Source organism: Apibacter sp. B3546 (assembly GCF_009827885.1).
In the GTDB taxonomy this organism is placed as follows: domain Bacteria; phylum Bacteroidota; class Bacteroidia; order Flavobacteriales; family Weeksellaceae; genus Apibacter.
In genome coordinates this window covers 374,615-397,773 of the sequence record NZ_WINW01000002.1, presented here as the reverse complement: position 1 = coordinate 397,773, position 23,159 = coordinate 374,615, and the positions used below count along the sequence as shown (strand labels likewise).

Here is a 23,159-nt window from a genome sequence, read left to right as displayed (position 1 = left end):
TCGATTAAAAAGTTAATTTTCCACTTTCAGAGCCTTTTTTACACACTAAAGATTTCTTTTGGCCATTGACGATAAAATTTATAAAATTCTGCTGATCAGGGAATTTATCCAATAACAAAGAATTCTTTATAGTGATTGATGAAACCGAATTGATACCCGATACCTCATAATAAATCCAAACTACATTTCCATCCGGATTTTTAGAAGAAAAAGTAAAATTCACAGGAGTATCATCTATACTTATTTTAACGTTATTTTGAAGATATTTATTAAGTGCAATATCAAAATCGTTGGAATTTACTTTTTTACCAATGGTTTGTTCAATATGTTCAAGGTTAACTTTTGAAGAAACTTTTAATGTTTTGCTGCTGGAAACATATTCCACTTTAGTTATCGAAGTAAAAAAATCCGAAGAATAAAAATTATAGAAACCTAAACATATAAAAGATAAAACAAAAAAAAGAATAAACTTTTTCATTATAGGTTGAATTATATTATCACTCATTCTGCAACTGCAAACAAATTTAATGCCAAATAGTTTTAAAAATTTTGTTTAATACTGTATTTATTATAAAAAGCATGGATGTGTCCTACAGCTTCATCAGCAGTATCAACAAGTCGGAACAAACTAAAATCAATTTCCTTAATATAATTATCTTCAAGCATAGACTTTCGCATCCATTCCAATAATCCGGTCCAATATTCCGTACCTACCAATACAATCGGGAATTTACTTGTTTTTTTTGTTTGAATTAAAGTTAACGCTTCAAACAGCTCATCCATGGTACCCAAACCGCCGGGCATAACAATAAAACCTTGCGAATATTTGAGAAACATAACTTTCCTGACAAAAAAATAATTGAAATTCATACTTAATTTATGATCAACATACGGATTACTTCCTGTTTCAAAAGGTAATTCAATATTTAAACCAATTGATTTTCCTCCCGCAGCCTGTGCTCCTTTATTTCCCGCTTCCATAATTCCGGGTCCTCCTCCCGTAATAATACCAAAACCTATTTTAGTAAGCTTATAAGAAATTTCTTCCGTTAATTGGTAATATTTATTTTCAGGATTAGTTCGAGCAGAACCGAATATGGATACACAAGGGCCTATTTTAGTCATTGTTTCAAAACCATTGGTAAACTCAGCCATAAGTTTGAAAAGCATCCAACTGTCTCGCGTTTTTATTTCATTCCAATTTTTTTGATTAAAATTCTGAGCTATAAACTCTTTATTTTCTGAATTATGCATTTTTTAATATTTTAGTAACATGTACAGCAAAATTACTGTTTATTACGATTTCTGCCTCATATAATTGTTAATCATTTTATTAAAATTTTACTATTTTCACGAGGAAGTATCATTTTTTTTAGCAAAATATCTGAGATTTTTTAAAATAAGAAAATAATATATCAATTTCTTGAAAAAAAAGGGTAGAAAATAAAAAAGGAAACTTAGGTAATGTAACCGTATATTATGCTATTTTTGTACGTATAATTAAGATAAAATTTGAGTATGGAAAACAACAGATACGAATTAAATAAAAATTTAGCGCAAATGCTGAAAGGAGGAGTCATCATGGATGTTTCTACTCCGGAACAAGCAGAAATAGCTGAAGCAGCAGGAGCTGTTGCAGTAATGGCCTTGGAGAGGATTCCAGCTGATATACGCGCTGTAGGAGGTGTTTCGCGGATGAGTGATCCCAAAATGATTAAAGGAATACAATCGGCAGTAAGTATACCGGTTATGGCTAAAATCAGAATCGGACATTTTGTGGAAGCACAAATACTGGAAGCCTTAGAAATCGATTATATTGATGAAAGCGAAGTTTTAACACCCGCCGATGATACCTATCATGTAAATAAAACCAAATTTAAAGTTCCTTTTGTATGCGGGGCTAAGAATTTAGGTGAAGCCCTGCGAAGAATCCAAGAAGGGGCATCCATGATTCGCTCCAAAGGCGAACCGGGAACCGGTGATGTAGTTCAAGCCGTAAGACATTTACGCGCAATGAATGAAGCCATACGTAAGATACAAGGTATGCAGGAAGATGAACTTTTCAATGAGGCAAAGGATCTTCGAGTGCCTTATGAATTAGTAAAATACGTACACGAAAACGGAAAATTACCGGTAGTGAATTTTGCGGCCGGAGGTGTGGCAACTCCTGCCGATGCGGCATTAATGATGCAATTGGGAGCAGAAGGAGTTTTTGTAGGTTCAGGTATTTTCAAATCCGGTGATCCGATAAAGAGAGCTCAGGCCATTGTTAAAGCAGTTACTAATTTTAACGATCCTACTATTTTATTGGAAGTATCTGAAGACTTAGGAGAAGCGATGGTTGGAATAAATGAAGCAGAAATTGAATTACTAATGGCAGAAAGAGGAAAATAATTTTTTTATAAAAAACAATCGAATATAAGGTCATTTGGAAAGTGTAAACTTTCCAAATGACTTTTTTAATTCTAAATATAATAGTATGAAAATAGGGGTATTAGCAGTACAAGGAGCATTTATAGAGCATATTCGAAAACTACAAGAATTGAAGGTAGAAACCTTTGAAATAAGACAAAAAAAAGACATGGATCAATCTATGGATGGATTAATCATTCCGGGAGGGGAGAGTACGGCCATAGGTAAACTTTTGAGAGATTTAAACTTACTCGATATAATCAGAAACAAAATACAAACAGGATTACCGGTATTCGGTACGTGTGCCGGATTAATTTTAATGGCTAAACGGGTAGAAGAAGGTACGGTACATCTGGGAGTTATGGATATTACCGCAAAAAGAAATGCATATGGCCGTCAGTTGGGCAGCTTTTCAATTGAAGAAAATTTTGAAGGAATCGGTACTATTCCCATGACATTTATACGAGCTCCCTATATAACAGAAGTAGGAGAAAATGTTAAAATTTTATCCCGTGTGAACGGTCACATAGTTGCAGCTCAAGAAAAAAACATGCTAGTTACATCTTTTCATCCGGAATTAACGGATTCTGTTAAAGTTCATCACTATTTTATAGAAGAATTATGTAACAAGAAATGATAAATTAATCTTATGGCTAAAGATTGATCAATAATCGTAAGAATTAAATTACGGTAACTAATAAGTAATACATAAGAAAATTCTTATCTTGTCAGTCTTAAATGAACATCCAATTATGGACACTTCGAAAACTATAAATTATTCAGGAATTTTTCTGACCTATTATGCCAATAACAATACCAGTTGTGTACATTCCGCTCAAGACCACTGTTTGATCTATATATATTCAGGAAAATTAATCATTGAAGAAAAAGGAAAAAAAGAAAAAGTATTAAAAGCAGGAACTTGTGCATTTGTACGGAGAAATCATAATATAAAAATGACTAAATTTTATTCCGACGATCAGCAATATAAAGGAATAACCATGACGTTGAAACGTTCATTTTTAAGAGATTTTTATTATAAAAAGGTAAGTAAAGAGAAACCCGAAGAGGTTAGTCTTCCCAAAGAAAATGTTTTTACTTTACCTTTACGTCCTGAAATTATAAGTCTTTTTCAATCCTTAAATCCCTATTTCGACACAACGCTTCAACCTTCTGATGAAATCATTAAATTGAAAGAACAAGAAGCCGTACTAGCATTATTAAACATCAATAAGAATTTTTATTCGATACTTTTCGATTTTACAGAACCTTGGAAAATCGATATACTTGATTTTCTCAATGAAAATTATATGTATGACCTTTCCATGAATGAAATAGCTGCTTATACCGGAAGAAGTTTAGCAACTTTCAAACGAGACTTTGCAAAAATTAGCGATATACCTCCCCAAAAATGGTTAATACGTAAACGACTCGAAGTTGCCTTTGAAATGCTGAAAGACAGAAAAAAGTGGAAAGTAAAAGATGTTTGTTGGGAAGTAGGTTTTAAAAACATATCTCATTTTTATACAGCTTTTAAAAAGTTATACGGATTTTCTCCTTCGGAAGAACTGTGACCGTTCTTCAGAACAAAAAAAATTGATCTTTCCGACAAAAGCCCAATATTGAACTGGCATTAACTTTGTTTATAAATGACTATAAACTTAAAAAATCTTAATTTAAAAAGTTATGAAAGAAAAAGTAATAGTTGTGATGGGGGCTTCCAGTGGAATCGGTGAAGCTACCGTAAGGAAAATTGCCGAAAGGGGAGCTAAATTGGTTATTTCTGCCAGAAGAGAAGAAAAATTAAAAGCAATTAAAGATTCTCTTCCAAATGCTCAAATTGAGTATAAAGTAGCCGATGTTGCCAAATTCGAAGAAGTGAAAGCGGTAGTAGATTTAGCTATAAGCAAGTTTGGAAAAATAGATGTTATCTACAATAATGCCGGAACCATGCCTTCATCCTATCTTATAGATTGTAAACTTCAAGATTGGCATGATATGCTTCATGTAAATGTATTGGGCGTTTTACATGGAATAGCCGCGGTTCTTCCTCATTTTGTAAAACAAAAATCCGGTCATATCATCACTACCGATTCCGTTGCAGGACATTATGTATATCCGGGGTCTGTAGTATATTGTGCTACTAAATCAGCCATCCGTGCTGTAATGGAAGGGCTACGTCAAGAGCAGAGAGAAAATAACATAAAATCTTCCATGGTTTCTCCGGGTGCTGTTCGTACAGATCTGTACAAAACAATGAAAGATGAAAAATTATTAGAAGATCAACGTAAAATGCAGGATACAGAGGGTTATGGTTTGAATCCGGAAGATATAGCAGAAGCAGTAGTTTATGCGATAAATACTCCACAACATGTATCTGTAAGTGAAGTTATTGTTCGTCCTACTAAGCAATCTCTCTAATTTATTGTAATAAAAAATTACAGAGAAAATATAAAAATTTAATTTTTAAACTATTTATCCGACAAAAGAATTTAGTTTATTGCAAATTTTATAAAATTTAAATAAAAATTATTTTTTAGTTAATCATTTGTCGGATAATTAGTTCTATATAAAAGAATTTTAGTAGTTCATTATCCAAATTAAAACCTACTAATTTCTACACGCTAAATCGAGTACAAGTATGTTTGATTTTCAGCGAACAAGCTAATAAATTAATATTTACACAAAATAACTAGTTAACAAATGAATAATTCAGAAATACCTAAAATCAGTGAATTTCCAATTGGAAATGAAAATAAAGAATATCAACAATATTTTTCCGGAAAATCATGGCTGCAACCTCTTACCAACCATAATGAATTAAATGTTCCCTTATTCAACGTTACATTTGAACCCGGTTGTAGAAACCATTGGCATACGCACTCCGGGGGACAGATACTAATTGCTGTAGGTGGGGTTGGATTATATCAGGAAGAAGGCAAAAAAGCCATACGAATGAAACCGGGAGATGTTATTGAAATAGACTCTAATGTTAAGCATTGGCACGGTGCAGCTCCTGATGAATGGTTTTCTCATTTAGCTATTACCTGTAATCCTCAAACCAATGAAAATACTTGGTTGAAATCGGTATCAGACGAAGAATATCATATAGCCGCTGAACAAGCAATTAATCTGAAATAAATAACAACTTTATATATAAATATAAAATCATATTCAAATGGATTATATTAAATTAAACAACGGAAATGAAATGCCAATCTTAGGGTTTGGAGTTTATCAAATACCCCCTCAAGATTGCGAACGAGTGGTGTCAGAAGCCATAGAGGTGGGGTATCGCTCCATAGATACAGCACAAGCCTATTATAACGAGGAAGAAGTGGGTAAGGCGGTAAAATCAAGTAATATAGATCGCTCTAAATTTTTTATAACCACAAAAATTTGGGTTTCAAATGCAGGATATGAAAGAGCTAAAAAATCATTTGAAGAATCATTGAAAAAATTGCAAACCGAATATGTGGACCTTTTATTAATACATCAACCTTTTGGAGATTATTACGGTACGTATCGAGCCCTGGAAGAAATGTACAAATCGGGAAAAGCAAAAGCTATCGGAGTAAGTAATTTTTATCCGGATAGATTGGTAGACCTTTGCGAACATGTAGAAATAAAACCGGCAGTAAATCAGGTTGAAACCCATATTTTCAATCAACAGAAAATATCTAAAGAAGTAATGAAAGAATACGGCACTCAAATTGAATCCTGGGGTCCGTTCGCAGAAGGAAAAAATAATTTCTTTACGAATGAAACTTTAGTTTCCATCAGTAAAAAATACAATAAAACACCCGCCCAAATTGCACTCAGGTTTTTAATACAGCAACAGGTAATTGTAATTCCAAAATCTACACATAAAGAACGCATGATTGAAAATTTTAATGTTTTTGATTTTAAACTTTCAGAGGAAGATATCCATTCGTTAGAATCGTTAGATCAAGAAAAATCCTTGTTCTTTTCACATAACGACCATGAAACCGTACGATTTATTTTAGATTTTAAAAAGAAACATCATCTATCCTAAGAACTTAAGGCAATTGATAAGTAAAAATCAATCATATGAATAGAACAGAAATTTGTAAAGATAACTTTAAAAAGCTGTTTAAAGGAAATGCCTTAAATGGCGAAGGCAATGATCCCGAATTGATGGAAATTCTTCAAAAATTCATTTTTGGTCAAGTTTTTACGGTTGGAAAATTAAGTATAAAAACCCGAGAATTGATAACTTGTGTAGTTCTTGCCTCGTTGCAGCAATTGCCTCAATTAAAATCTCATGTACATGCCGCATTGAACGCTCAGGTAACTCCGATAGAATTAAGAGAAGCTATTTATCAATGTGCCCCGATTATTGGTTTTCCTAAAACCCTAAATGCTATTGCAAGTATGAATGAAGCTTTTACCGAAAATAATATCTCTCTACCTTTAGAAAAACAAAGTACCGTACAAGAGGAAACCAGATTCGAAGAAGGACAAAAAATTCAGATTCCTCTATATGGAAATCATATGAAAGAGTTAATGTCTGCTTTGCCGGATGGTATGGGTGAAGAGGTTGCCAAATTTCTTACTGAAGTTTATTTTGGAGATTTTTATACAAGAAAAGGACTTGACCTTGCCATACGTGAGTTATTAAGTTATTGCGTGTTAGTTTCACTGGGAGCGGAAGATCAACTTACTTCTCATTACTTTGCAAATCTTAAACAGGGCAATAATAAAGAACTGATTGTAACAGCTATCATTCAGACATTGCCTTATATTGGATTTCCACTTGCAATTAATGCATTGAAAATCATCAGAGATTTACCTGAGAAATGGCAATAATACCTTTTTTTAAAGATCTTTAAAAGCTTATTAAAAACGATTAAATAAAATTGATTTTCCGGCATTTTTGCTTACATCTTAGTAAGGTTATAGTCAATCAATAGAAATTAATAGTTAAAATGCCGAATAACGTTTAATAAAGATAAATAAAGTTGCATGAGGAATTTATTAACTTAATTATCTGCTTTCTCACCTGTTTTTTCATAAAAAATTATTTCCGATTTTTTTTAGATAATTAGTCTTTGATTTACAAATAATAGTCGATTCTATCATTAAAATACACTACATTTGTTAGGTAAATATGATAAAGAATACAAGTACAGCTAAGTTTTCTTAACTAAAAACTTTAAAATAATTGTAGTTGTTCCATCATTTAATTTTCCAATAGCAAACTATAAAAAATAGATTGTTGAAATTAAACAACAACGATGTATCATTTTTACTATTGTAAATTAATATAACGGATTCTTACCTATCATCTGATGAATTGATTTAATAAGTTATCCGTAAATAATGTTGGAAAAAAGAAATAGATAATTTAATACTAAGATATTATGCTAAAAGCAGGTTTAGTCGGAGCCGGACATTTAGGAAAAATACATTTAAAATTATTACAACAATCTGAAAAATATAATCTAATTGGTTTTTACGATAATGATGAAGAAAACGGGAAAAAATTAGAGAAAGAATTTGGATATAAATTTTTTACAAATTTTGATGAATTATTACATCAGATTGATTTGTTGGATATAGTAACGCCCACTTTTGCCCATTTTGAATATGCTAAAAAAGCCATACAAGCAGGTAAGCATTTTTTTATTGAAAAACCTATCGCAGGGACATTACAAGAAGCAGATGAAATAATTCGGTTAGCCCAAGAACATAACGTGCAGGGGCAAGTTGGACACGTGGAACGTTTTAATCCTGCTTTCACAGCGGCTAAACCCTATATAGTAAATCCCATGTTTTTGGAGATACATCGCTTGGCAGAGTTTAATCCGAGGGGTACAGATGTTCCGGTAGTATTAGACTTAATGATCCATGACTTAGATATTGTTTTATCCATAGTTGAATCAAAAGTAAAGGAGATTCATGCCAGCGGAGTAGCTGTGGTCAGTAATACACCGGATATTGCCAATGCTCGGATTGAATTTGAAAATGGATGTGTAGCCAATGTTACAACCAGCAGAATTTCCATGAAAAATATGAGGAAAAGTAGGTTTTTCCAGAAAGATGCCTACATTTCAATAGATTTTTTAGAGAAAAAATCCGAAATCATAAGAATCAAGGAAGTACCGGAAAAAATACAACCTTTTGATATGATTATTGAAAATGCAGAAGGCGAAAAAAAACAAATTATATTTCAATATCCTGAAATTGAAAGCAATAATTCTATTTTGGATGAATTAGAATCTTTAGCCGATTCCATTGAAAATAAACAACCGATCAAGGTAACTTTAATGCAAGGTAGAGAGGCTTTACGTGTAGCTTTGGAAGTGATGAGACAAATAGAAGGTAAAAAATAGAATTAGAATTAATTTGAATGAAAAAATTTTGGGCATAGAAAAGGGAGGATTAAATTTTTTTTACATGATTATTCTATATGCCAAAATTAATAGGTTATGAGTAATGAAACCATAGACCAAGAAGAGGAAGAAGTTTTTAAAGAGGATGCTCCGGATAACTATCTGGCATTTGCTATTATTTGTACTGTAGCTTGTTTTGCCCCGGTGGGTATATTTGCCTTATTTTATTCTTTACGGGTTAATCAATATTGGGAACAAAAAATGTATGATAAAGCAAGACGATCATCCATCATTACTCGCATTCTTTGTATTTGGACAATTATTGCGGGTATAGTCTTTTGGCTCGGTATCTTATCAGGGGCTATTTATAACATCTTTGGACAAAAATTCCAACATTGACATAAGCTAACTGTGAAATGCATGATTTTTGATTGATTATTCATTTTATTGTTAAAATCAGTATGAATACCACGTATATTAATTTAAAAAATTTATTATGGAAAGCTGCTTTCCTTTTTATAATAAGTTTGAGTTTTACAGCTTGTGGAGATAAAGCAAGCTTATCAGAAGATGTCGCTTTAAATTCAATCGAAGCCTATTTAAAATCCAATCCCATTTATGAAACAGTGGAAATAAACATAGGGGAAGTAAAATTTAGTCTTAAAAAAGATAAAAACGACCTTAAGGCCTATAAAGAATTAGAAGAAAAAGGATATGTAAACCTGAATTTGGTTAAACAAAAAAAGAAATTTCTCAGTAAAGACAGTGTCTTTACCTATGAAGTGAAGCTTACCGAAAAAGCTCGTCCTTTTGTGCTAAAACAAAAAAAAGAAACAGTTGAAGTAAAGTCTTTGGAATATCAATTAGGAGACAAAGAACAAGCTCGAATTGAATTGACCGGTAAAAAAACAGCTAAAGCTGTACTTACCCTTAAAAAGGTAGCAAATGACTTTTCCATATTGGGATATGATAAAAATCCTCATACCGATTTTATAGTAAAAACGTTTAATTTAAATTATAAAAAAGATAAAGGTTGGATAGTTACTAAAAGTAAATAAGTTATTTTTTCCTTTGGTAAGTTACAAAGCGGAAATCATACAGGTGCTTATCATCTTTTGGATGAAATTCATCAAAAGTTTTATTCCATTCTGAAAAGTCGATTTCAGGAAAATAAGTATCGGCCTTATCTATTTGTGTATGTACTAACGTAAGTTCTAACGTATCGGCATATTTTAAAGCTTGTGAATAGATCGTTCCTCCTCCAATAATATACGGATTGGAATCTTTACTACGTGCAGCTTCGATGGCTTCAGGTAAAGAAGAAAACAAATATACGTTATCCGGAACCTGGTAATCTGCTTTAGAAGATATTACCATATTTTGACGATTGGGAAGAGGCCGTCCTAACGATTCAAAAGTCTTCCTACCCATAAGGATCACATGATTTTGTGTGAGTGATTTAAATCGTTTTAAATCCAAGGGAAGATGCCAAAGTAATTGATTGTTATTTCCTATCGCATTATTTTCATCTAGAGCTGCTATAATTGTCATGTAAATGGATGTTAAATGAAATTTAAATATATAAAAAAAAGAGTAAAGGTGAAATCTTTACTCTTTTTTCATGCAACTTTAAAATGGTTGTTTATTTCATTTTATTCAATCCGTTGGTAATATAGTTTACTTGATCTTTAAGACTTTTATTAAGAGGTGATGCATTCGAAGCCTGTTGTTTCATTTGTAAAGAACCTTGCATAATTTGAAGCATCACTTCACCAAAGCTGTATTTTTTAGCTTGCGGGTAAATTTTTAAAATAGAATCAACAACAGTTTGTGTTTCATTAGGATAATCTCCCATCATAATAGTTTGCAGACCTTCAAAATAAGTGTCTGCTTCATCTTGAGACTCTGCCGAAAGCAGAAGATTCAGGAAATTTTTTGAAATCACGGATAATTTAGAATTATCTTTTGTTACAATTGCTGTTTTGGCAATAGCTAGGGATAAATCACTACCCGGGTTTTTGTCATCTATTTTGGAAACCAACTCAGATGCCGAGTTTTTATCCACTTTTAAAACTCCAAGTATAGAGGCCGCTTTCACACTATAAGAGGGACTATTAAAAGATTTTATAAACAAGTCCTTATATTTTGAAGCATCAATTGATGCTAATTGTTTAATAGCTTTAGCCTGAACTAATGTCTTTAAGTCTGAAGTTGCAATTTTTTCCAGTACTGATGCCGACTTTTGTTTAACCGTTGGATTAGTTTCATCCAATTTTGAAATGGCAAATGTTCGCAATCCTTCAAATTTATCAGAAGAAGCCGCTTTCAATAATGTTTCCAACGCTTCAGCATTTGAAGTTTGAGCATCCGCTAATTTACTTACAGCTTCTTTTCTTGAACTGTATTCAGAAGCATATTTATATTGAAATATATATTGTTCAGTAGTTTTATCGTCATTCAATTCGCAAAGTAGAATTTTATCAGGATTTATATTTATCAATTGAGGTTTAGATTTATAAGGAAGCTCAAAAGAATTAGTTTCGGCAGCTTTTGCCCAAACATGATGCCTGGTAGGTTTTCCGTTTTCATAAGCATCAATATCCAGAGGAAACTGAAATTTCTGTTCTTGACTTTGAGTTAATGTTACAGTTACGGTTTTTTTAGCTTCATTGTACGCATAGGCTGCTTTTAACTTAGGATGACCATTGCCAAAAAACCATTGGTTGAAAAACCAGTTGAGATCTTTCCCGCTAACTTCTTCCCATGCCAAACGGAGTTGATGGGCTTCAGTTGCCTTGTATTCATTGGTTTTAAGATATAAGCTCATACCGGCAAAAAATGCATCATCGCCCAAATAATTTCTCAACATATGTAAAATTAATCCCCCTTTATTATAACTAACGGCATCCATCATATCTTCTCGATCTTTATATTTAAAGCGAATTAAATCCTTGTCAAAATTTTCACCACCAAACATATACCCGTCTCTTTCATTATCCCTGTGTTCTTCCGCATTATCTTTTCCGTATTTATGTTCCAGCCATAGATATTCCGAATAATTCGCAAAGGATTCATTTACCGGAAGGTTAGACCAACTTTCCGTAGTAGCCAAATCTCCAAACCAATGATGAAATAATTCGTGGGCGATAACCGGTTCCCAGATGTTTTTATCTACAAGCTGTCCGGGTTTTTGTAAGGCACTTTCCTCATGAAGTGTACAAGTGGTATTTTCCATGGCACCGCTTATATAATCTCTTGCCACCATTTGACTGTATTTTTCCCATGGATACGGATATTGTAACAGGGTTGAAAAATATTCAATCATCGAAGGAGTATCTCCAAAAATCTGCTTTGCATAGGGCTCATATTCCTTATCCACATAATAATCTACCGGTATATTTTTCCATTTGTCTTTAACAATAGAAAATTCTCCAATACCCATAAAAAATAAATAAGGGGCATGTTTTTTATCAAATTTCCAATAATCGGTACGAGTACCGTCATTATTTTTGGTTTGATTTTTTAAAGTTCCATTGGATAAAGTCACGTATTTATCAGGAACCGTAATATATATTTCTTCTGAAGTTTTCTGATTGGGTTTATCTATAGTCGGAAACCAACAACTGTTGGATTCAGTTTCACCTTGTGTCCAAATTTGTGTGGGCTTGTCTTTGTTTTCTCCTCGCGGATTAATAAAATACAGACCTCTGGCATCTTGAATTGCTTCACTTCCTTTTTGTTTAATAGAACCGGGAATGGCTACGTATTTAATGTAAACCGTGTAATTTTCGTTTTTAGTGTAACTTTTGTCTAATTTTATTTTTAACTGATCGTTAGTATACGTATACTTTAATGCTTTAGTTCCATTCAAAGTTAGCGAGGAAATTTCCATACCTTTTGCATCTAAAGTCAAAGAGTCGGTAGGGTAGAAGTGAGGTTTTAAAGTTATCCATGCTTCACCGAATAGCTTTTCGTTGGGAATGTCAAAACCCACTTTAAGCTTCGTATGAACTAAATCATTAACCATAGTAGCAGAAGGATGATACGTTGAATAATCCTGAGCTCTAGTATAACCAATGGTTAATATGGAAATCAGAATAATAATACCTTTTTTCATTAAAATTTATTTAAATTAATTATATATTAAAAAAACATACAGTAAGAAAAATCTAAATTTTTATTCGAACCTTATGTTTCTATTCCATTAAAGGAGTTTTATAAGTATGATAAAAAATACTATCGGCTAATTTAACTAATTATCTTAATAAGTTAAGTTAAGAAAGTATTAATACTTGTCAATTAAGTACGTTGGCGAAATTTTATATGTTCTTAAAAAAAGTGAAGGTTGGAACTTTAAGATTTTCTACAATAACTACTAACCACTTGTTAATTTTTAAATAAAGATCCCTCATAATCTTACTTCTTAAAAATTAAAAAGTTTGTATAGATGCTTGTTATAGTTAAAAAGTAAGATAAAAAGACTAGATAAATTTAATTTTAGTAAAAAAAGTTTGTGAACAATCTTTAGTTAATTCAGCAAGAATTTTGTTTTGACTGTAATTTAACTCATGTCGTAAAGCAGACGAGTCCAGTTGTATGTATAAAGTTTCATTGTCTATAAAAATTCGTTGAGTGTGCTTAGCGATAGGGTTACCCATCATCGTTCTCCATTTTTTTTCCATTTCAAGAATAAGAAGTTTTTCTTCCATTCCTAATTTTTTTATGAGGTTTTTAATGGCAGAATTGCTCGTTTGCTCTTTTCTTCTAAGACTCATATATAGGATTGTTGGTTAGAAAATTACAGTTCAAAAATCAGATAATCCGAGCTGATTTGTTGGACTATTTTTTCCGTTCGGTCTTTATGCGTATCGGAAAGAAATATTTGTCCAAATTGTTCTTCATGAGCCAATTTTACCAATTGCGCCACTCGATGATCATCCAATTTATCGAATATGTCATCCATTAATAAAACCGGACTTTTAGACGAATATTCTTTGATAGTTTGTAATTGTGCTAATTTTAATGCAACTAAAAAAGATTTTTGCTGCCCTTGAGATCCAAATTTTTTAATAGGGTATTGAAATAATTTAAAAATGAGGTCATCTTTATGTATACCTCGAGTAGTATAAGCAGCAGCTCGATCTTTGTCTAAATTTTCTTTTAAGAGAATACTTAGTTCTTTTTGTTCTAAATCCGATATATAGTCAATGGTTACATCCTCTTCACCTTGGGAAAGTGCAGAGTAAAAACTACAAAATTTAGGTACATAAGACGAGATAAATTCTTTTCTGATTTGATGTATTTTTGTTCCGTGTTCAATCAATTCGGAATCATACATTTCTAAGCTGATGGCATCAAAATAATTGTTTGCTGAAAATAATTTTAATAAAGCATTTCTTTGGGCTAGAGCTTTTTGATACCTAAGAATCAGATGGAGATAATCAGGGTTAATTTGACTGATCATTCCATCCATAAATTTTCGTCTAAACTCACTGCCTTCACTAATTAAGTTTCGATCATAGGGGGAGATCATCACACAAGGATATTTACCAATATGATCGGAAAGCTTTTCGTACGTCTTAGAATTCCTTTTAATAACTTTTTTTTGTCCCGCTTGAACTACAATCCTGATCGAATCTTCTGTTTTTTCATCCGAAAAATTGCCTTCCACCGAAAAAAAGTTTTCATGAAAACGTATATTGTTTTGATCTGAATAATTTAAGTAACTTTTAGTCAATGAAAGATAGTGAATAGCGTCTAATACATTTGTTTTTCCAACTCCGTTATTTCCTACAAAACAATTTATTTTTTCGGAAAAAGTGAAATTTTTTTCAGAAAAGTTTTTAAAATTAAATAATCTAAGATTTTTAAGATACATGTACGGATTAACTTATTTTCGGGTATTCGGTGGGATTTACTTCATGCATAACCTCATATATTTTTTCAACCACATCATCCACAGAAGGTTTTGAAAAATAATCTCCGTCAGAACCGTAAGCCGGTCGATGATCCTTAGCCGTGATAGTTTTAGGAGCTGAATCTAAATATTGAAAACCGTTTTGTTCTTCAATTATTTTTTGCAAAATATACGAACTTGCCCCTCCGGAAACGTCTTCATCAGCAATAACCAAACGGTTAGTTTTTTTAAGACTTTCCACAATTTCATGGCTTAGGTCAAAGGGTATTAAAGATTGAATATCAATAATTTCAATATCTATGCCTAATGTCTGTAATTCTTTGGCAGCTTCCGAAACAATTTTCCATGTTGCTCCATAGGTCACCACAGTGATATCTTTACCTTTTCGGGTAATTTCAATCTTTCCGACCGGAGTTGTAAATTCACCTAAATTAATTGGCAAGTTTTCTTTCAATCGGTAACCGTTCAGACATTCAATAATCAAGCACGGTTCATCAGCTTGTAGCATGGTGTTGTAAAATCCGGCTGCCTGCACAAAATTTCTGGGAACCAAAACATAAATACCTCGTATATAATTAATGATTCCTCCCATAGGAGATCCCGAATGCCAAATGCCTTCCAATCTGTGTCCTCGAGTACGGATAATTAACGGAGCTTTTTGCCTTCCTTTCGTACGATAACTTAAAGAAGCCAGATCATCGCTTAAAGTTTGAATACCATACAACACATAATCCAGATATTGAATTTCAGCAATAGGACGCAGTCCTCTCATAGCCATTCCCAATCCTTGCCCTATAATAGTACTCTCTCGAATTCCGGTATCGGATATTCGGTAGGATCCGTATTTATCTTGCAATCCTTCAAATCCTTGATTTACATCGCCAATCTTTCCTACATCTTCACCAAAGGCTATTATTTCAGGATATTTTTCAAAAAGTTTATCAAAATTGTCTCTAATTACTATTCTTCCATCCACTGATTCCGGATTTTCATCATAAACAGGGGCAATATACGGAACATGAAGTGCTGAATATCGGGTATCTGTATATAATTTGGAATTGTAATTAAGGCTTTCATTATCAGAAATTTGATTATACCAAGTAAGCAAATTCGTTTTGGCCTGTGTATTTTCTTCTCTGACTATTCGAAGAACTTTACGTATAAAATGGAAAATATCTTTTTTATAAGGCAAAGACAGTTGTTGAAAGTTTTCTTTTTCCAAATTTATAAAAGCCTTTTTAACACTTTCATCAGCTAGGGCGGAGATTAAAGAAACCGTTTGATTACTTAGAGCATCCATATCTGTACGGAATTTATTCCATTCATTTTTTTGATGTTCCTTAACCAATTGTTTAATTTCTTTTTCTAAACTCAATAATTCTTCTTCGGTTGCAACTTGTATTTTTTGATTGTTCGTTTGGTCGTACGCTTCATAATCAATGATCCATTCTCTGAATTTCTTAATACAATCGTGTTCTTTTTCCCATTCCAAACGTTCAGCAGATTTATATCTTTCATGAGACCCCGAACTGGAATGTCCTTGAGGTTGAGTAAGTTCACTTACGTGTATAATAACGGGGATATGTTTTTCACGGGCTATTTTTTCTGCACGCGCATAGGCTTCAATTAATTCGGCATAATCCCATCCACGCGCCGTAATGATTTCACATCCTCTGGAATTTTTTTCCTTGGTTCTTTTAAATCCTTCCAAAAGCTCAGAAAAATCGTCTTTGGCTCTCTGTTTAGACGATTCAACGGAGATGCCATAACCGTCATCCCAGATGGAAAGAACCATAGGGATTTGCAAAGCACAAGCAGCATTTAATGCTTCCCAAAAATGTCCTTCCGATGTACTCGCATCCCCGATAGTACCAAATGCTATTTCATTGCCTTGATGGGAAAATTGTATTTTATCTTCAAGTCCGGGACAATTTCTGTAAATTTTAGAAGCGTAAGCTAATCCGAATAAACGTGGAATTTGTCCGGCTGTGGGAGATAAATCTGCAGCATTATTTTTTTGTTCCGTAAGAACTTTCCAATTACCTTCTTCATCAATTAAATGAGTAGCATAGTGACAATTCATCATTCTGCCCCCTGATTCCGGTTCTCTTTGGTCATCGGTATCAGCATATAACTGTGCAAAATAATTTTCAATAGTAATTTCACCTACTGCAAATGCTATGGTTTGATCGCGATAATACCCCGAACGAAAATCTCCATTCTTAAAAACTTTAGACATGGCTATTTGCGGAAGTTCTTTTCCGTCTCCTAAAATGGCAAATTTTGCTTTTCCCGAAAGAACTTCCTTTCTTGCCAATAAACTGGAATAACGGCTGATTAAGCACAATCTATAATCATTTAATACTTCTTTTTTAAATTCCTGGAAGCTTAAATTAGCATCTGAGATAGTAGAATTTATATCTTTAATCACTCCTATAAATATTTTTAGCAGAAACAAAGTTACAGATTTTATTCGAACCTAAACCTATTGAAAAAAACAATGTATTTAAAAGTTTAAGTTATAAAATTACTCGCCTTTTAACAGATATAAATTCAAGTATTTATGAAATTAAAAGGAATGAAATGGTTTTATTTTAGGATCATGGAGAGATTTCATTACATACATATTTTCGCAAAATAGCTATCTATCAAAGCATTTTAAATAAAAAAAATAACAATCAAATAAAATAAAACATTCTGGCAATGTAAAGTTAAATTTCTGTAGCCTAAGTATATAATTTTAAATCGAAATAGATAGCGGATTAAAATATTTAATATAATCGTTAAATATTAGGAATAAAAGTTAGTCATTTATAAATATTATTATTCATTGACTTGAACAGATTTTTGATAGGGAGTTACAAGAAAGTATAAATTAGAAGCAATCCAACCGATCCAAAATAAATAACCACCTAAATGAAAACGTTCTTTCATGAGTTTATGTTCATATACCGTTGAAAAATCATGATATGTATAGGCAAGCCCCAAACAACCGAGTAATAAAAATAAAAAAAAGAAAAGCCGAGAGAACGTCAAATTGCATATACGCTTGATAAGGTATTGAATAAGCATTAGCATGAGTAAAATACTAAAAACAAGAAGAGCGGTTTTCCACCATATTTTTAATATTTTATATTCACCTCTAAATAAATTAATTCCCATTCGACCGATCCAAGACATTTTAGACATTAATATGCCAATGGAAACGGATACTATTGCTTCGAAAAGTACTAATAAAGATAATCTTTTCATTACATAAATTTTATAAAGAGGAATTATAAATTAAATCCAACAAAGTAAAAATACTAAGAAATCATGAAATGATAAAGCAGATATATTGAAGGAATCTAAAAATTTTAGAGGTTTTAAAATGATTGAACTTTAATATAACAGAAATAAATATATCTAATTTTGAGAAATCAACCAAAAATTAGTATTTAATAAATTTAATATAACAATATTTTCTAAAAACTTCATTTAAAATTGTAAATTGAAATAGTACTTGAGGCTACATTTATTTATTTTATATATGATTGAATACTATTTTATTAAGTATAAAGTGCTTAAATTTAACTAGATAATATATTAAAAAAAAATTTTAAAAAATTTTTTATGGAATAATAGTAAGAAAAACATCTATAAGAATAAATCAAAATTTAAAAAGTAATATAATGAAAACAATTAGAAAAATTTTAACAGGAATTATTTTAGGCAGTATTTTAGTATCTTTTACCCAAATAAGTGGAGAACCAATGCATCAAAAAGAAGTAAAAAATGATCCCGGAAAAGAATTAGTAAATTTTCCTGATGCAAAACCCGGCATGTTGCGTCATGTGATTATATTAGATAAGAAAAATAATGAAGAATTTTATAAAGTAGAACTTATTCCCGGAAAAATAATGAAAGTGGATTGCAATAAACATACTTTACTGGGAAAAATAGATGAAAAAGAGTTAGAGGGTTGGGGATATAACTTTTACGAGTTTTCTTCAGATGGAAAGACTATTTCTACACGAATGGCTTGTCCACAGATAGTAAATAAAGAAAAATTTATTTCTTCTGAATCAATCATTATTACATATAACAGTAAACTTCCTATAGTAGTTTATACCCCAAAGGGATATATTGTGAAATACAAAATTTGGGAAGCCGGAAAAGAAAAAACAGCTTCAGTGAAATAATTAATAGGGTTAAAAAAAGGAATTCTTTTCAAATTGAAAAGAATTCCCTACTATATAAAAGTTTAACTTTTAAATATCTTTAGTAAAAAATTATTAGTAATTCAACATATACGATTTAATATAATCTTTGAATTGAAATATAAAATCTTCTTAGGTTATCTGAATTAGTACCGGTATCCATATTATCTATAAATCCAAAAAAATAAATTTTATACCATTTATCATCCAGAGAAACATCTGCGGTTAATATCTCAGTCTGATTATAGGAAGGATTAATACTTAAATTTCCTCCATTAACCATGAGCATATTTTCACCCATGTTAGCCCAAATACCGTCATCTAAACTCACATACCCTCCCCTGGGAGCTAAAATTATGTTGGCATTACTTTTAAACGTTGCACTAGCTGTCGCTCCAAACCATAATTTAACAGGGGAAGAGGTGATGTTTACTAATCTGGGATTATAGGAAACAGCACCTATTGAACTAGCCCCATTCAATAAATAAGCATCTAATCTTAGTTTGCCGCCTAAAATGGGTAGATCATTAACGTATTTACTTAACCAATAATCGGGAATATTATTATATGGATTAGTTATTAAATCACCAAAATTGGCATTAACATACGGAGATCGATAGTAAACATGTTCCCCGGGTGCAAGCCCTAAACCCGCACCAATGGTAGCATCGCAGTTTTGCATAGCTACGCTAAGCGGAAATGTTGTTGTCTGAGGACTTGAAACCGTTGGAATTCCATCTACCACATAACGTAAAGCACCGTTTCCAACATTAAATTGTCCGGCTTCAAGTGTTGCTGTAAGACCGTTTACAGGTCCAATTGATTGAGCAGGATAGGTACCACCGTCACCACCGGTATAAGGAACCGTCATAACTCCATGATACCTTTCGTTGGCAGTATAAAAACTTGGAATTGCCATAGCGGCATTACAGGTCAAATTTTGAATGACCCCGGGAATAATGGGACGACCATCTAATGTCTTCCATTGTTTTCCATTCCAAAAAACATATCCATTAAAAACAAAATTTGGATTATCTCCCAGATTATAAACTAATAATCCTACAGCGGGATTCGGAATTGTGAGAGTGTCTATATTTGATGTTAAAGATACACGTGGTCCTAAAAAACCTTTTTTACTGCCGGAACTAAGTCCTTCTACATTTAATTCCAAGATGGAAGAAGCATCTGGATACGCGATACCAACACCTACACTACCATCTGAAGTAACAATAAAATCGTTCGCTCCTTGAAACGGAGTAGGTGCACCAATTTCCGCATTATCCTTCATGCCGTCAACATGAAAGGTACCTTGTGGGTTATTTGTATTTACGCCAATTTGGCTAAATGATAATATGGGAACTAATAACATCCCTAAAAAAATAAACTTAGTTTTCATAAATTAAGTTGTTTTTAATGATTAGTATATTAATAAAAATATGTATTTAGAAGATTTCTTACTTGTTTTAAGGTTATTTTAAATAATGTTAAACATTTATTTTAGAATTTATTTTAAAATATAAGTCTAAAAGTGTTTACATAAGTTTTTTAGTGAAAGTAGTATCTATTATGTTATAATAATATTGAATACAAATGTAAATATTTATTTTAAATTTAGCATTATAATTTTGATAATTATATAATTTTTTAAAATAGTTGATAGTTGGCATAAATTACTTTTATGCTAAAACTAATATTCACATCCTAGTATAGTAATAGGTTTGCTGTACGTATAGCTAAGTAAACATCTAATCTGAATTTAAAATTTACTATTTAAAAATTCAATAGTTTTTCTAATATAATTCTAATGTCCCTTTAATATAAAAATAACGCAGGTCAAATTTCAATCTAATATTTGGTAAATAAATTTGTCTTAAGACAAAAAATAATGTTTATATAATGCGTAAATACGTTTTTTTACTGGTTTGTACCTTCCTTACAAGTCTAGTTTTTGCACAAAAAGCAGAAGTAATTCAATTAACAAAGGAACAAGCAGAAGGTTTGTTTCTCAAACAAAATTTACAGCTGTTGGCAGAAAAAATGAATATAGATGCTGCCGAAGCTGCTATTGTACAAGCAAAACTATGGGACAATCCTAACTTTTCGTTAGGTGATGTAAATTTATGGAGTACGAAATCTCAACGAGAACAAGAGCAAATTCCGGCACTCTTTGGAAAGTTTGCTAAAAATACGGAGTTTACGATGGAACTTAGCCAAATGGTTAAAACAGCCAGAAAAAGAGGTAAACTAATAAATAGAGAAAAGGTATCAAAAGAAATCGCTGTTCAGGAATTTGAGGAGACATTACGGGGCTTAAAACTAGAAGTACGAAAATCGCTGCAAGAGCTCATCTATTTACAATCCTATCAAAAAATATTAAATCACCAGCAAGAAGCGCTTTCAAAGCTGATTACGGCCTACAAAAATCAGGTTGCCGAAGGAAATATAGCAAAAAAAGATTTAATTCGTTTGCAATCCTCACAACTAGAGCTTAATGGAGAAATTTATGAGGTTAAAAATAATTATAACGAACAACAGAAAATTATAAAATCTTTATTGAATATTCCTCCCTTGAATACGGTTGAAATACTCGAGGGAGACAATGAAGTAAAAAATCCGGATGATATCTTATTACCAAAAATTTTAGAAGAAGCATCTGAAAGCAGACCTGATATCAAAATTGCTAACCTTCAAATTGATTATTTTGATAAAGATTTATTATATGAAAAAGCACAAAAAGTTCCTGATTTAACCTTTGCTGTCAATTATGATCGTATAAGTGCCCCATGGAAAGATTTTATAGGGTTCGGCGTAAGCTTTGATTTGCCCTTTTTCAATAGAAATCAAGGAAATATAAAGTTAGCCCAAGTTAACAAAGAGCAAAGCAAATATCAAGCAAAACAAGTAGTAACTACCGCACAGCATGAAATTACTGAAGCTTATACTAACTATTCAGACACCTACCACCTGTTTAAAGATATACAAAAAGAAAATATTTCCGAAGATTTGGACTATATGTTAGATGCTTATACCAGAAACCTGATGAAAAGAAACATTAGCATGTTGGAATTTATAGATTTCATGGATGCCTATAAAACCAATAAAGAGACCCTATTAAATACCCAAAAAAATCTTTATACACAATTTGAAGAGTTACAATATACTGTTGGAAAAGAAATAAGATAAATCCCATGAAAAAAAATATATACATACTTTCCGTTCTGGCACTTGCCCTATCTTGCACCCATGTAAAAGATAACCAATCAAAAACTCAGGAAGAAGCAGCAATAAACCGGTCGTTTTTTAAACATGTAAAAACCATAAAAGCGGAATTAAAGCCACAAGAAGAGGAGTTAACACTTACAGGTAAAGTAGAATATGATCCGGATAAGATCGTTAATTATGTTCCATTAATTAATGGGGTGGTAACAAAAACCTATTTTTCATTAGGAGACCAAGTAAAACAAGGACAAGTATTGGCAAATGTTCGAAGTTTAGAAGTAAATTCTTTACATTCCGAAAAATCCGGGTTACAATCTGAATTGGAAGTCGCTAGAAGAGAACTAAAAAGTGCGGAATCCATGTATAAAGACAACATGCTATCCGAAAGCGAATTGGTTGAAGCAAGAGCTAAAGTAAAACAAGCTGAGGCTTCTTTAGCAAGGGTACATACGGATATGTCTGTGGTAGGATCCAACGGAAGCGGCAGTTCTTCCATCGTTTCTCCTATGACCGGGTATATTATAAACAAAAATATAACATCAGGCAGTACCATATCTCCGGATGCTGAGCCTATATTTACGGTTGCAGACCTAAGTAAAGTATGGGTGATAGCCAATGTATACGCGAGTAATTTACAATTTGTAAAAGTAGGAATGCCCGTAGAAATGAGTTCTTTATCCTATCCGGGTGAAATATTTAACGGAACCATACAATCCATTTCTCAAGTTTTTGATTCTGAAGAAAGAGTTTTGAAAGCAAGAATAGTTATGGAAAATGCAGATTTGAAATTTAAGCCCGAAATGTCCATGACCATCAAACTAAAAAACAATACAGAAAATACCCATGTGTCAATTCCGGTAAACGCACTCATTTTCGATGACGATAAATATTATGTAATCGTTGAAGAATCCAAAGAAAATTTCAAAGTTAAAGAAGTTCAACTTCAAGGTCACAACGAAGAAACCGCATATATCCTTTCCGGTCTTTCCGAAGGAGAAAATGTTGTGGTTAACAATCAATTACTAATTTATTCAGCTTTAAAAAACAAATAACAAA

22 protein-coding genes are annotated in these 23,159 nt (G+C 32.1%); 13 read left to right on the top strand and 9 right to left on the bottom strand.

The features are described 5' to 3' along the window. Positions 1–4: 4 nt before the first annotated feature. Complete coding sequence (locus GFU93_RS01870) at positions 5–478, bottom strand: DUF6702 family protein (protein ID WP_146105600.1); 474 nt, start codon at positions 476–478, stop codon at positions 5–7. Between the two features lie 62 nt (positions 479–540). Next, positions 541–1,254: a TIGR00730 family Rossman fold protein gene (locus GFU93_RS01865; RefSeq protein WP_160566680.1), complete on the bottom strand. Its 714-nt coding sequence runs from the start codon at positions 1,252–1,254 to the stop codon at positions 541–543. Between the two features lie 264 nt (positions 1,255–1,518). Between GFU93_RS01865 and pdxS the strand changes: the two genes are divergently transcribed. The 10 genes from pdxS (at position 1,519) to GFU93_RS01815 (ending at position 9,826) form a co-directional block, all read left to right on the top strand. Further along, on the top strand, positions 1,519–2,394 hold the full coding sequence (gene pdxS, locus GFU93_RS01860) for a pyridoxal 5'-phosphate synthase lyase subunit PdxS (RefSeq protein ID WP_160563932.1): 876 nt from the start codon (positions 1,519–1,521) through the stop codon (positions 2,392–2,394). A gap of 85 nt (positions 2,395–2,479) precedes the next feature. Further along, a complete protein-coding gene (gene pdxT, locus GFU93_RS01855; protein ID WP_160566677.1) occupies positions 2,480–3,049 on the top strand; it encodes a pyridoxal 5'-phosphate synthase glutaminase subunit PdxT in 570 nt (189 codons plus the stop codon). A gap of 88 nt (positions 3,050–3,137) precedes the next feature. Next, positions 3,138–3,986 (top strand): AraC family transcriptional regulator, encoded by an 849-nt coding sequence (locus tag GFU93_RS01850; protein WP_255448635.1) that lies wholly within the window; start codon positions 3,138–3,140, stop codon positions 3,984–3,986. Positions 3,987–4,098: 112 nt separating this feature from the next. Continuing rightward, entirely contained in the window at positions 4,099–4,833 is a 735-nt protein-coding gene (locus tag GFU93_RS01845) for an SDR family oxidoreductase (RefSeq protein WP_160543345.1), read from the top strand. A 282-nt stretch (positions 4,834–5,115) separates the two neighbouring features. Continuing rightward, positions 5,116–5,553, top strand: a complete 438-nt coding sequence (locus GFU93_RS01840; RefSeq protein ID WP_160566674.1) for a cupin domain-containing protein — start codon at positions 5,116–5,118, stop codon at positions 5,551–5,553. A 37-nt stretch (positions 5,554–5,590) separates the two neighbouring features. After that, positions 5,591–6,448, top strand: coding sequence for an aldo/keto reductase (locus tag GFU93_RS01835; protein WP_160566671.1), 858 nt, complete (start codon positions 5,591–5,593; stop codon positions 6,446–6,448). 35 nt (positions 6,449–6,483) lie between these two features. Further along, positions 6,484–7,242, top strand: a complete 759-nt coding sequence (locus GFU93_RS01830) for a carboxymuconolactone decarboxylase family protein (RefSeq protein ID WP_160566668.1) — start codon at positions 6,484–6,486, stop codon at positions 7,240–7,242. A 554-nt stretch (positions 7,243–7,796) separates the two neighbouring features. Then, entirely contained in the window at positions 7,797–8,768 is a 972-nt protein-coding gene (locus GFU93_RS01825; protein WP_160566665.1) for a Gfo/Idh/MocA family protein, read from the top strand. A 96-nt stretch (positions 8,769–8,864) separates the two neighbouring features. Beyond that, positions 8,865–9,167 (top strand): CD225/dispanin family protein, encoded by a 303-nt coding sequence (locus GFU93_RS01820; protein ID WP_160563918.1) that lies wholly within the window; start codon positions 8,865–8,867, stop codon positions 9,165–9,167. Between the two features lie 62 nt (positions 9,168–9,229). Continuing rightward, entirely contained in the window at positions 9,230–9,826 is a 597-nt protein-coding gene (locus GFU93_RS01815; RefSeq protein WP_105297885.1) for a hypothetical protein, read from the top strand. 1 nt (position 9,827) lies between these two features. Here the strand turns inward: GFU93_RS01815 and GFU93_RS01810 are convergent, their stop codons facing one another. The 6 genes from GFU93_RS01810 to GFU93_RS01785 all read right to left on the bottom strand — a co-directional run bounded on the left by GFU93_RS01810 (position 9,828) and on the right by GFU93_RS01785 (position 17,937). After that, positions 9,828–10,319 carry a dihydrofolate reductase gene (locus tag GFU93_RS01810; protein ID WP_160566662.1) on the bottom strand — a complete coding sequence of 164 codons (492 nt, stop codon included), beginning with the start codon at positions 10,317–10,319 and terminating at the stop codon, positions 9,828–9,830. A gap of 91 nt (positions 10,320–10,410) precedes the next feature. After that, positions 10,411–12,885 carry a M1 family metallopeptidase gene (locus GFU93_RS01805; RefSeq protein WP_160566659.1) on the bottom strand — a complete coding sequence of 825 codons (2,475 nt, stop codon included), beginning with the start codon at positions 12,883–12,885 and terminating at the stop codon, positions 10,411–10,413. Positions 12,886–13,249: 364 nt separating this feature from the next. After that, a complete protein-coding gene (locus GFU93_RS01800) occupies positions 13,250–13,543 on the bottom strand; it encodes a DUF721 domain-containing protein (RefSeq protein ID WP_160566656.1) in 294 nt (97 codons plus the stop codon). A 23-nt stretch (positions 13,544–13,566) separates the two neighbouring features. Continuing rightward, positions 13,567–14,646, bottom strand: a complete 1,080-nt coding sequence (locus GFU93_RS01795) for a DNA replication/repair protein RecF (protein WP_160566653.1) — start codon at positions 14,644–14,646, stop codon at positions 13,567–13,569. A gap of 7 nt (positions 14,647–14,653) precedes the next feature. Then, positions 14,654–17,104, bottom strand: coding sequence for a thiamine pyrophosphate-dependent enzyme (locus GFU93_RS01790; RefSeq protein WP_160567194.1), 2,451 nt, complete (start codon positions 17,102–17,104; stop codon positions 14,654–14,656). A gap of 404 nt (positions 17,105–17,508) precedes the next feature. Continuing rightward, positions 17,509–17,937 (bottom strand): hypothetical protein, encoded by a 429-nt coding sequence (locus GFU93_RS01785; protein ID WP_160566650.1) that lies wholly within the window; start codon positions 17,935–17,937, stop codon positions 17,509–17,511. 419 nt (positions 17,938–18,356) lie between these two features. On the opposite strand from GFU93_RS01785, the gene eco reads away from it, so the two are divergent. Beyond that, positions 18,357–18,866, top strand: a complete 510-nt coding sequence (eco, locus tag GFU93_RS01780) for a serine protease inhibitor ecotin (RefSeq protein ID WP_160566647.1) — start codon at positions 18,357–18,359, stop codon at positions 18,864–18,866. A gap of 115 nt (positions 18,867–18,981) precedes the next feature. On the opposite strand, the gene GFU93_RS01775 is transcribed toward eco, so the two are convergent. After that, positions 18,982–20,280, bottom strand: coding sequence for a hypothetical protein (locus GFU93_RS01775; RefSeq protein ID WP_160566644.1), 1,299 nt, complete (start codon positions 20,278–20,280; stop codon positions 18,982–18,984). 500 nt (positions 20,281–20,780) lie between these two features. Here GFU93_RS01775 and GFU93_RS01770 point away from each other — a divergent pair, with 500 nt between their 5' ends. Beyond that, positions 20,781–22,067 (top strand): TolC family protein, encoded by a 1,287-nt coding sequence (locus tag GFU93_RS01770; RefSeq protein WP_160566641.1) that lies wholly within the window; start codon positions 20,781–20,783, stop codon positions 22,065–22,067. Positions 22,068–22,072: 5 nt separating this feature from the next. Next, positions 22,073–23,155, top strand: a complete 1,083-nt coding sequence (locus tag GFU93_RS01765; RefSeq protein ID WP_160566638.1) for an efflux RND transporter periplasmic adaptor subunit — start codon at positions 22,073–22,075, stop codon at positions 23,153–23,155. The last annotated feature ends 4 nt before the right edge of the window (positions 23,156–23,159 follow it).